General features: G+C 41.3%; 8 protein-coding genes. 3 read left to right on the top strand and 5 right to left on the bottom strand.

Annotated features, from left to right (window positions below):
• Positions 1–7: 7 nt before the first annotated feature.
• Positions 8–1,417 (bottom strand): 3-isopropylmalate dehydratase large subunit, encoded by a 1,410-nt coding sequence (gene leuC / locus ACULLH_RS11545; protein ID WP_454088898.1) that lies wholly within the window; start codon positions 1,415–1,417, stop codon positions 8–10.
• Between the two features lie 414 nt (positions 1,418–1,831).
• Here leuC and ACULLH_RS11550 point away from each other — a divergent pair, with 414 nt between their 5' ends.
• Positions 1,832–2,944 (top strand): DUF2911 domain-containing protein, encoded by a 1,113-nt coding sequence (locus tag ACULLH_RS11550; protein ID WP_454088899.1) that lies wholly within the window; start codon positions 1,832–1,834, stop codon positions 2,942–2,944.
• 49 nt (positions 2,945–2,993) lie between these two features.
• Here ACULLH_RS11550 and recG read toward each other — a convergent pair whose 3' ends face one another.
• The gene (gene recG, locus ACULLH_RS11555; RefSeq protein WP_454088900.1) at positions 2,994–5,099 is read right to left on the bottom strand and encodes an ATP-dependent DNA helicase RecG; all 2,106 of its coding nucleotides are present in this window, start codon (positions 5,097–5,099) and stop codon (positions 2,994–2,996) included.
• A gap of 115 nt (positions 5,100–5,214) precedes the next feature.
• On the opposite strand from recG, the gene ACULLH_RS11560 reads away from it, so the two are divergent.
• Together ACULLH_RS11560 and ACULLH_RS11565 are read left to right on the top strand one after the other, a co-directional pair.
• A complete protein-coding gene (locus tag ACULLH_RS11560) occupies positions 5,215–7,233 on the top strand; it encodes a M1 family metallopeptidase (protein ID WP_454088901.1) in 2,019 nt (672 codons plus the stop codon).
• Complete coding sequence (locus ACULLH_RS11565) at positions 7,230–8,144, top strand: patatin-like phospholipase family protein (RefSeq protein WP_454088902.1); 915 nt, start codon at positions 7,230–7,232, stop codon at positions 8,142–8,144. The genes ACULLH_RS11560 and ACULLH_RS11565 overlap by 4 nt, the downstream gene beginning before the upstream one ends.
• A gap of 3 nt (positions 8,145–8,147) precedes the next feature.
• On the opposite strand, the gene ACULLH_RS11570 is transcribed toward ACULLH_RS11565, so the two are convergent.
• The 3 genes from ACULLH_RS11570 to ACULLH_RS11580 all read right to left on the bottom strand — a co-directional run bounded on the left by ACULLH_RS11570 (position 8,148) and on the right by ACULLH_RS11580 (position 11,822).
• On the bottom strand, positions 8,148–8,666 hold the full coding sequence (locus tag ACULLH_RS11570) for a DUF7935 family protein (protein ID WP_454088903.1): 519 nt from the start codon (positions 8,664–8,666) through the stop codon (positions 8,148–8,150).
• Positions 8,667–8,739: 73 nt separating this feature from the next.
• Positions 8,740–11,016, bottom strand: coding sequence for a GH92 family glycosyl hydrolase (locus tag ACULLH_RS11575; RefSeq protein WP_454088904.1), 2,277 nt, complete (start codon positions 11,014–11,016; stop codon positions 8,740–8,742).
• Positions 11,017–11,114: 98 nt separating this feature from the next.
• Positions 11,115–11,822: a peroxiredoxin family protein gene (locus ACULLH_RS11580; RefSeq protein ID WP_454088905.1), complete on the bottom strand. Its 708-nt coding sequence runs from the start codon at positions 11,820–11,822 to the stop codon at positions 11,115–11,117.
• Positions 11,823–11,839 lie beyond the last annotated feature (17 nt).

The raw sequence follows: 11,839 nt of genomic DNA on the forward strand, positions 1-11,839 counted from the left end.
ATTTAGTTTATGCGGTTTCTAGTTCCATTAATTCCCTTGGGTCCGTTACTTTGCCTGTTACAGCGGCCGCAGCGGCTACCAACGGACTTGCCAAAAGCGTTCTGGCACCTGGTCCTTGTCTTCCCTCAAAGTTTCTGTTTGACGTACTCACGGCATACTTCCCGGCGGGAATTTTATCATCGTTCATGGCCAGACATGCTGAACACCCTGGCTCTCTCAACTCAAAACCAGCATTGTGCAAAACATCCAAAATGCCTTCATCCTTAATTGCTTCCTCAACACGATGTGATCCGGGAACAAGCCAAGCGGTAACATTATCTGCCTTTTTTCTTCCTCGCACTATCGATGCAAATGCCCTGAAATCTTCTATTCTACCATTGGTACAACTGCCTAAGAAAACAAAATCAATAGGTTTTCCGATCATGGCATCACCTTCATTGAACGCCATGTACTCCAACGATTTTTTATAAGTGGCTGCACCGCCTTCAACGGCCTCGGCCTGTGGAATGTCGTTTTTGATTCCCATACCCATTCCTGGATTGGTTCCATAGGTAATCATGGGCTCTATTTCGGAAGCATCAAAAGTGATTTCCTTGTCAAAACTGGCATCGTCTTCAGAATACAACGTTTGCCAATATTCCATGGCTTTGTCCCATTCAGCGCCTTTTGGCGCATACTCCCTTCCTTTGATGTAATCAAAAGTTTTTTCATCCGGAGCGATCATTCCTCCACGTGCTCCCATCTCAATGCTAAGGTTACACACGGTCATACGACCTTCCATGGACATGTTTCTGAAGACTTCACCTGCATATTCCACAAAATATCCGGTAGCTCCTGATGTGGTCAATTTTGATATGATAAAAAGAGCAACATCTTTTGGCGTAACAGCATTGTTGAGTTTACCATCAACATTGATGCGCATACTTTTTGGTTTAGGTTGCATGATGCATTGTGTTGAGAGCACCATTTCGACCTCACTGGTACCTATTCCGAAGGCAATTGCTCCGAAAGCCCCGTGTGTAGAAGTATGGGAGTCCCCACAAACAATAGTGGCACCAGGAACCGTAATTCCGTTCTCTGGACCTATTACGTGAACTATTCCATTTTTCTCATGCCCAAGTCCCCAGTACGGTATATTATGGGCTTTCGAATTTTCCTCGAGTGCCTTCAATTGGTTGGCGGATAGTTTGTCTTTGACCGGCAAGTGCTGGTTTCTTGTTGGGGTATTGTGGTCGGCGGTTGCAAAAGTACGTTCAGGATAAAGCACTTTGATACCTCTGTTCTTCAAACCTAGAAAAGCCACGGGACTAGTGACCTCGTGGACCAAATGCCTATCTATAAAAAGTACGTCGGGACCATTTTCTATGTGCTGTACCACATGTGAATCCCAAACCTTATCAAATAGTGTCTTACTCATAACTGCATTCAATAATTTATAAGCTGGTAAATTTAAAATATGAAAAAAAAATGATACTTATTTCGGGACGAAAATTACGATGTTCAACCTAGGTTTTGGTTGAAAAGGCACTTCAAATTTTCATGTTTTGGTATTTAAAACAAAAAATGGAACTAATGTTAGCAATACTTGTTTCAAGTTGTTTCCGGACAGCTTTTTTTGAAAGGTAAACCTGATTCCCGAACCATATTTACGGCTTAAACGAAAAATTGTCTATGGTTTGTTATAAAATTGCTCATTATCTGTGGATTGCATCATGAAATTTAACACGCTTACCGCTATTTTAACATTGCTGTAACGCTATGGCAACAATGCGCTGCCTACTTTAGGGGGAACGACCTAAAGTTTATTCATTAACTCATCAAAAACGAACAAATGAAAAAAAGTTACTCGGCCTTTTCGGCCATGATTCTAATTGCAGTCTTTTTTATTTCCTACAGCTCAGTTGCCCAATTGAGTTTCTTACCACGTGGTAGCCAAATGGCAAAAGTCTCACAGCGAATTGGAAATACCGATGTTACCATTATTTATTCTCGACCAAGTGTAAATGATAGGGAGGTCTGGGGTGCTCTGGTACCTTATGGCATGAACAATCTTGGGTTTGGCACCGCCAGCGAATCGCCTTGGAGAGCGGGAGCCAACGAAAACACAATTTTTAAGACAACGCACGACCTTACTGTAGGTGGAAAGTCATTACCAGCGGGCAAGTATGGCTTGCACATGATAGTGAACGAAGACAATACGGCCACTGTTATTTTTTCCAAGAACCATACGGCATGGGGAAGCTATTTTTATGAGCCTGGGGATGATGTGGTCCGAGTGGACGTGGAAACCAAGGAAGTACCGCATGTAGAGCAGTTGACCTTCAACTTCGATAATGTTGATGCAACATCCGCAGTTGCTTCATTGAGCTGGGAGAAAAAACAAATCCCATTTAAGGTAGAAGCGGATGTAACCAATAATGTTCTAGCGGAAATACGTAAACAGTTGCAAACTACGCCTGGATTCAGTAGACAAAGTTGGGAGCAAGCTGCAAACTATGCCCAAAATAACGGTGGGGATTTGGACGAAGCCCTTGGTTGGGTTGATGCAGCTATTGCCGGACAGTTTTTTAGTCAAAAAACATTCAATAATTTGAGCATCAAATCCCAGATATTGGCCAAGCAGGGCAAAACAGCTGAAGCCGAAGCCCTGATGGAAGAAGCATTGCCACTTGGAACCGTTTTTCAGGTACATGGCTATGGGAGACAACTTATTGGACAAGGAAAGAATGATGAAGCGTTGGAGATCTTCAAATGGAATGCCAAAAACCACAAAGGTACATGGCCCGTACATTATGGTCTAGCCAGAGGATATTCTGCGTTAGGGGATAACAAATCCACCGTTAAGCATTTAAAGATCGCTTTGGAAAACGCGCCTGCCCAACCCAATAAGGATAGAGTAGCTGCCAATTTGGCCAAAGCAGAAAAAGGAGAGGGAATCAACTAGATTTTTCTACATAATCCTATGTAAAAATGCCCGGTGAGAACTGGGCATTTTAACTTATATAATTCCAGATATTCGATTGTTTCATCATCCTTGAATAAGCTGTTAGAATGGATGCATTTTCGCTCTTTTCAAGTGTAGGGTCATCCTTTAGCAGTTCAATGGCGTAATACCGGGCTGATTTCAAAATCTGATTGTCCTTAACAATATCAGCAATCCTCAAATTAAGCAATCCGCTTTGCTGAGTGCCCATTAAATCCCCAGGACCGCGTAATTTCAAGTCCACTTCCGCTATTTCAAATCCGTCATTGGTCCGAACCATGGTCTGCAGTCGTGTTTTGGCGTCTTCCGATAGTTTATGACTGGTCATTAAAACACAAAAGCTTTGCTCGGCACCCCTTCCGACCCTGCCCCGCAACTGATGTAATTGTGAAAGTCCAAACCGCTCAGCGCTCTCTATGATCATTACAGAGGCGTTCGGAACGTTTACACCAACTTCTATAACCGTTGTTGCGACCATAATTTGGGTTTCGCCTTTTACAAAACGTTCCATTTCATAGTCCTTGTCTGCAGGTTTCATCTTTCCGTGGACAATGGAGATTTGGTAGTCGGGCATTGGAAAATCCCGGACAATACTTTCATATCCATCCATCAAATCCTTATAATCCAAGGCTTCGGATTCTTTGATCAAGGGATAAACAACATATATCTGCCTTCCTTTTTTGATTTCATCTTTGATAAATTGAAAAACCTTTAATCTATTGCTGTCAAATCGATGTACGGTTTTAATAGGTTTACGACCGGGAGGAAGTTCATCAATTACTGAGATGTCGAGATCTCCGTAGAGACTCATGGCCAATGTCCGTGGAATAGGAGTGGCTGTCATAACCAAGATATGGGGAGGAATTTCATTTTTATGCCATAGTTTGGAACGTTGGGCCACCCCAAAACGATGTTGCTCATCAACAATGGCCAAACCAAGGTTTTTAAACTGCACCTTATCCTCGAGCACCGCATGGGTTCCTACAAGAATATTCAAATTGCCGTTTTCCAATTGATTGTGCAATAGCGTTCGTTCCGATTTTTTTGTAGAACCTGTCAACAGGGCGATTTTCACTTCCATTTTACCCAACAGTTCCTTTAAACCATTGTAGTGTTGCTGGGCCAATATCTCAGTGGGAGCCATTAAACAACTCTGAAATCCGTTGTCAATCGCCAATAGCATGCACATGAGGGCTACAATGGTCTTCCCGGAACCGACATCGCCCTGCAGCAAGCGGTTCATTTGGGCATTACTGCCCATATCTTTGCGGATTTCTTTAATGACCTTCTTCTGCGCGTTGGTCAACTCAAAGGGAAGGTGTTCAGTAAAAAAGGAATTGAAATTAACCCCTACTTGGTCAAAGGGAAGTCCTTTTATCTTCTTTTTTCGGAGCATTTTTTTGGAAATCAGCTGCAACTGAACAAAGAATAACTCTTCAAATTTTAATCGAAATTGAGCCTTGGCCAATAATTCCTGATTTTTTGGAAAATGAATGTTGAATAAAGCATCACTTTTGGAAATCAATCGCAATTCGTCAAGAATGCTCGGAGACAAGGATTCAGGAAATTGGCCTTTGCACCCCAAGAACAACTGCTGCACCATCTTACTGATAACCCTATTGGTAATGCCTTTAGCAATCAATTTTTCTGTGGAAGGATAAATAGGCTGCATAGCAATCTTTAATCCTTGTTGATGCTCCGACAACAATTCCATTTCAGGATGGGGCATGGAGAATGTACTGCCATAACGGGCTGTTCTGCCAAACACCACGTAGGGTTCGTTCAGCTTTAAATTTTCCCGGATCCATTTATGGCCACGGAACCAAACCAACTCCATTTTTCCGGTTTCGTCAATGAAGGTTGCTACCAAACGTTTGCCTCGCTTTTGCTCAACGGTTTTAATATGGATGATTTTACCTACTACCTGAACATCGGCCCCACTGGGTTGCAATTGGTTGATTTTATAATATTGGGTTTTGTCCAAATATCGGTTGGGAAACAGATGCAGTAAATCCCGATAGGTTTCTATGCCCAATTCCGTACGAAGTGTTTCAGCCCGGTTGGGACCAACACCTTTAAGATAGGGAATAGGAGTTTGTAGAAAATTGGGATTCATCAAACTAAAATATGTAATTTGGAAGGACTTTTGATACATCCCCGATATGAAGGTTGCCCCCACATTTATTTTTTTTCTTTTTACGCTATTCTTAGGCGCTCAAATTCAGGATAAAGTGGATTTTGAAAGCGCTGAGGTTTATGTGGAACTTGTTCCGGTCGAGAAGAAGATTTCGGGTACTGTCAAGTATGAATTTAATGTGCTAAAAGATGTGGATTCCATCTTTTTAGATGCCAGGAACATGGATTTTTCCTCTGTTTTGGTCGATTTAAAGAAAGTTAAATACCAAAATGATGGGAAGCGAATATCTATCAACAAGAAATTTAGAAAAGGGAACACCCATTCTGTAGTGCTTACCTATGAAGCCACCCCAAAACAAACCATCTATTTTTTGGGATGGGAGGATAAAAATCCTTCCAACAACCAAGTATGGACACAGGGACAGGGTAAATACACAAGCCATTGGTTGCCAAGTTTCGACGATATGAATGAAAAGGTGGAATTTGACTTGAATATTTCCTATCCTTTGAAAGACAACGTCATTGCAAATGGCAAACGAACTGAAATTGTCAGTGATCATAAGGGAGGGGCCGTGTGGAAATTTGACATGGAAAAGCCGATGAGCAGTTATTTATTGGGGTTTGCCATTGGAAACTACAAAGCTTTTGAGGTGAACTCACAGTCTGGAATCCCGATAGAATTATATTATGAACCCAAGGATAGTCTAAAAGTAGAACCCACCTACCGCTATTCAAAAGAAATGTTTGATTTCTTGGAAAACGAAATCGGAGTACCCTATCCATGGCAGAACTATAAACAAATACCGGTCCAGGATTTTCTCTATGCAGGAATGGAAAACACGGGCACCACCATTTTCTCAAACACTTTTGTGGTCGATTCCACGGCCTTTATGGATAAGAACTACGTTAATGTAAATGCCCATGAAATGGCGCACCAATGGTTTGGGAATCTTGTTACCGAACAGAGTGGGAAGCATCACTGGTTACACGAAGGCTTTGCCACTTATTACGCCTATTTGGCTGAAAAAGACATTTTTGGGGACGACTATTTCTACTGGCACCTATTGGGAACCGCAAGGGCTTTGGACAATTTTTCAGGGGAAGGGAACGGTGAGGCTTTGACGGACTCCGGTGCAGGAAGTCTAACGTTTTATGAGAAAGGAGCTTGGGCCTTGGTGATGTTGAGAGAAAGAGTAGGAGGTGCCAATTTTAAGGAAGGGATAAAAAATTACCTGAATAACTATGCTTATGGGAATGTGACGATTGCTGATTTTATGTGGGAAATGGAAAAAGCTTCCGGGATGAAGTTACAGGATTATGAGGAAGCATGGCTACAAGAATCTGAATTTCCATTTAAAGCTGTAAAGGAATTTTTAATTAAAAAAAGTCCTTCAATAAAAACCTATTTCGAAATCCGGAATGCAATCAATCTAAAAAAAGAATCCGCAGAAAACATTCTGGAAAAGAAATGGGATCAACTTGATGCGGAAGAGTTAAAATATGAATTGCTATTGGATTATGGTGCGGACTTATCCCCAAGCTTTCTAAAACAAGTATTGCAACATGAAGGTCTCAAGGTACGACAGGCCGTAGCGCTTTCCTTGAAGAAAACAACAGCAGAGATTCAAGTTGAGGTAGAAAGCCTTTTGGATGATAAGAGTTATAAAACCATCGAATCTGCTCTCTTTCGGTTGTGGACGGATTTCCCTGAAAGACAAGCCCATTATTTGGATGGTACCTCGAAGATCATTGGATTGCCCAATAAAAACGTACGACTTTTATGGCTCACTCTTGCTTTGGTTACACCCGAGTACCGTACTGCAGATAAATCAAAGTATTTCAAGGAATTGACGGGATACACAGGCTCTGAACATCATTTTGAGGTGCGCTTATTGACGTTTCAGTACCTTAAAGGTATTGGTGCATTTAGTGATGAAGCCGTAAAAAACTTGGTCAATGCATGTAACCATCACGTTTGGCATTTTAAAAAATCATGTCGAAAAATGCTCAAGGAATTTTTAAAAGGAGAAGGCAACAAAGAAAGGTTGAGGGGAATATACCCGACCTTAACCTTGACGGAGCAAAAATATATTGACAAAACCTTGGGCAAATGAGGGCATTGGTAATTTCTGGAGGCGGTAGTAAGGGAGCTTTTGCCGGTGGAGTGGCGCAATTCCTAATTCAAGAAGCACAGCACGAATATGATCTGTTTGTGGGCACGTCGACAGGGAGCTTGCTTATTTCCCACTTGGCCTTGAACAAACTGGACAAGATCAAAGAGATATACTCTTCCGTCAATCAAAGCAGTATCTTCAACAATTGTCCGTTCATCATTAAAAAGAAACATGGGGTAGAGGTCATTGCCATAAATCACTGGAATGTGGTCAAAAACTTTATCCGGGGGAAGAAAACCTTTGGGGAAAGTGAAAATCTGCGAAAGCTTATCCGAAGATCTATTACCCCGAAAGAGTTTGAAGAACTCAAACAGGGTCAAACCGATGTAGTGGTGACGGTTTCCAATCTTTCACTGAATCAAGTAGAATATAAATCCATCAACGATTGTACCTATGATGAGTTTTGCGATTGGATTTGGATCTCATCCAATTACACCCCTTTTATGAGTTTGGCGAAACGTAATGGATGCGAGTATGCCGATGGTGGATTGGGAAGTCTTGTGCCCATAGAAGAAGCGGTTAGGCGAGGAGCTACGGAAGTGGACGTTGTGGTGCTTCATACCGAGGTGAACTACCTCAACCGAATGCCTGCACGGAACCCATTTGAGTTAATGACAACCATTTTCAGCTTTATGCTGGACCGGATTGAAAATCAAAATATCCGAATTGGAAAATTGGTGGCCAATCAGAAAGATGCCATCATTAATTTTTACTACACTCCTACAGTCCTTACCACAAATTCATTGATTTTCAACAAAGAGCGCATGACGCTTTGGTGGAAAAGAGGGTATTTATATGCCAAAAATAAAAATGAGGAAACAAGTCCTATAGACCCGGATCACATGGAATAGGAATTACCAAAGTTCACTTACCTCCTTTTTGACAAATGCCAAAGCGGTTGCCGAAGGAGATTGTTTTTCCATGGTTTGGTTAAGAATGTCTTCCCTTAACTTATCCGGCGAATCCGTTTCACTCATACCAGCTGAACGGATAATTTGAATGGTAGCATTTTTAGCAGCTTTTATGATGTTCCAACATTCATCGGACATATAAATTTGTTGAGAAAGATTGTGCTCAAACTCAGTTTCAATTTGCTTGATGAGCAGATTTTCATAGTCACTTTTACCTTTTCCTTTTGGAGCAACACGCACAACCAAACTGTTTATGGAAATACGCTCTAGAAAGAGCACCATTCTTTCATAGGCCTGTAATCGAATCGGTAGGGTATCCTTTTGCGAATCTTTATGCAATAAGAACCGTCTTCTACCATCTTCATTTCTGGTATGTAATCTGAAAAAATAAAATGCAACAGCTCCGGTTACAACAGCTGGCAATAGGAAGCCGAAAAGTTGAAAGATATCATCTCCGCTCATAGGATAGTTTGTTTTTGGATTTTATAGAAACAAGAACGGATGAAAAGGTTAAAAAGTATTCCCAATCTTAACATCACTGTTTTTTAGGTTTATTTCCCATGACAATGGTCAAAACACCCCCGTTTTTAATGTCATTGTGGGTAAAGAACAAACCGCTGAGTTCTCGCCCATTCAAGCTTGCCGATTGTACATATTTGTTTTCCGGAGCGTTGTTGCCCACTTCGATACTAAAGACCTTTCCGTTCTCCAGGGGAATCTCAACATGATCGAATAAAGGCCTTCCAATGACATACTCCGGCTTTCCTGGACTTACTTGATAAAACCCAATAGCATTTAGAATATACCAAGCAGACATCTGTCCGCAATCTTCGTTGCCGATAATACCATTAGGTTTGGTCGTATAAAATTCCTTCAGAATTTGGTCTACAAGTTCCTGTGTCTTCCAAGGCTGGCCCGCATAGGTATACATATAAGCGATATGATGACTTGGTTCGTTACCATGGGCATATTGTCCAATTAAACCGGTAATATCGCTACTTGCATTTTCTCCTTCGATTTCCGAAGAGGTTGAAAATAGGCTGTCCATTTTGACCGTAAAAGGCTCATAACCGCCATAGAGTTGCGCAAAACCCTCTATATCGTGTGGTACAAACCAGCTCCATTGCCAGGCATTGCCCTCAATGTAATCTGAGTGGTCATGATCCGAGTATTTTGGATTGAAAGGAGTCCTCCAGGTTCCATCAGCATTTTTTCCTCGCATAAAACCTGTTTCCGCATCAAAATATTGACGGTATGCCAAAGCTCTATGCTGAAATTGCTCTGTTATGGAATCTTTACCGGCAAATGATGCTATTCGAGATATACACCAATCGTAATAGGCGTTTTCAAGGCCATACGAAACCGAACCTGTAATCTTGTCCGAAGGAATGTGGGAACCTTCATTGATATATTTGTTGTGCTCGGACATTACCCTTTTTTTCCTAGGCTCGGCTTCATCAGCAATCAATTCTGGAATGTAGGAACTACTGGTAATGGAGGCTTCCAAAGCCAAATATGGGTCAATCCCAGGTAATCCCTTGGCCATGGCATCGGCAATATTGGCCACAGCCGGATATCCAACCATTGTGCCCGTATAGTTTGAAGCCAAAGGCCATTTGGGCAATAACCCGCCTTGCTCATATTTTGATAGCAAGTTGTTCACATAGGCAACGGATTTTGGCTCGTCAATAATTGTCATCAATGGGTGAAGTGCTCTAAACGTATCCCAAAGTGAATAGACCGTGTAGTTGGTCTCGTCTGTTTTGGCTTGATGAATTTTCTTGTCAATCCCTCGGTATCTCCCATCAACATCTTGATATAGCATTGGGGCTATCATACTATGGTAAAGCGATGTGTAAAACAAGGTGAGCACTTCTTCATCATCAGTTTTGACCTTAATTCGACCCAACTCTTTCTCCCATTTTTCTTTCGCTTTTGCAACCACAGCGTCAAAATCCCAATGCGGGATTTCGGTTTTCAGGTTCTTTTCTGCACCCGCATGATCCACTGATGATATTCCGACTTTTAGCTGTAGGGATTCGTTATTTTTTATAGATGGAAAACTCAGACGTGTATGTATGTTGGTTCCCTTGTGCAATGCTGTCCCCGAATTTGTTGCGGCACTATCCACTACTATCTCTTCAATAGTGAAAGGATTGGAGAATTTCGCATAGAAATAAACCTTGTGGTCATAGGCCCATCCCTGAGAATGCTTTAAACCCCTTATGGTACTATCATTGACGATTTCAAGTTCATTGGCAATATTGCTATGCCCCCAAGTCCGTTGTAAAATATGTCCAATATCAAACAGTAAGTTCTTTTTTTCGGATGCACCATAGTTATATTGATGCATGCCGGCTCTTTCGGTTGCCGTCAACTGCGCTTCCACATCATAATTGTCAAATTTCACAGCATACAGGCCGACTTCAGCATGCTCATTTTCCTTTTTGAAGGTGGCAATTGGTTTTTCGTTCCTATTTCCAGTAAAGGGAAGTACCAATACATCACCCATATCCCCAATTCCAGTCCCACTCAAATGAGTGTGCGAAAAACCATAAATGGTACTGTCGCTATAATGGTAGCCACTTGAAGCATCCCATCCATTTAATCGGGTATCAGGACTTAATTGAACCATACCATGGGGTAGAACTGCCCCTGGAAAAGTATGGCCGTGAAATCCAGTACCAATAAAAGGATCTACGTAACCTAGGGCGTCAATCTGTTTTTGAGGAGCATTTTTTTCTTGTGAGCAGGATAAAACGAATAGTGATACAATGCTAACAAAGAGAAATCTTGTGATTGGAGCGACCATGAAATCTTAATTTACCTTGAAAAGAAAATCAAGTTAAGGTAAGAGATTTCTTTTTAAGATTTAAATCGACCAATAACTGGAGAATGCCAACCAATATGTTATTGTTTTGCTAGCGCGGCCAAATCAATATCTTCTGAATAGTTGTAGTATCCCATTAACATTCCATCAGGATTTATGACAAGGGTTTTCGGGGTTCTATTCATTTTGAATTTTCTATGGAAATTTCCACCGTTGGGAATTATATGAAAATGGGAATTATCAATAGTAAAAATTCGATTCGCCCTCTCAGAATCCCATCCAATTATATCAAAAGCTTCTACTTGATGACCAACTTGCTCAAAAGCTTCTATTTTTTGATCTAATTCTTCTATTTCATGGGCTTTGAACATATGGTCTTCGGGGTGCCCTTCAAATCGAATTATTATCCATTTTCCATTTAAGTTTTTGGAATCCATCGTCACTCCCTTGGTTGTAGTGAACGCGAACTCGGGAAATTCTTCACCAGTCGCGGTCCTACCAATAGTTGTAGGCCTGCCACCCATAACCTTATTGGGGTTGAACCAATATTTTACAACTTTGCCATATTTGTCAAATTCATTCTCAACATAAACGTTTGGCTTGTTCCGTAACAAGTGGTTAAGCTCTTTTTGACTCAACCTTTTTCCGGTCAATAGGCTATAAGCATTATCAGAACTGATTGGAGTTCCTCCAACGACCGTTATATTTCGGGTTTTGGAAATTAATTCCGCTTGCCCAAAAGATATTGTACAAGCGATAAATGCTATTATTGAAAAAATGGACCTCATTCGAGCCATACCTTAGA

The organism is Flagellimonas sp. 2504JD4-2, assembly GCF_053642935.1.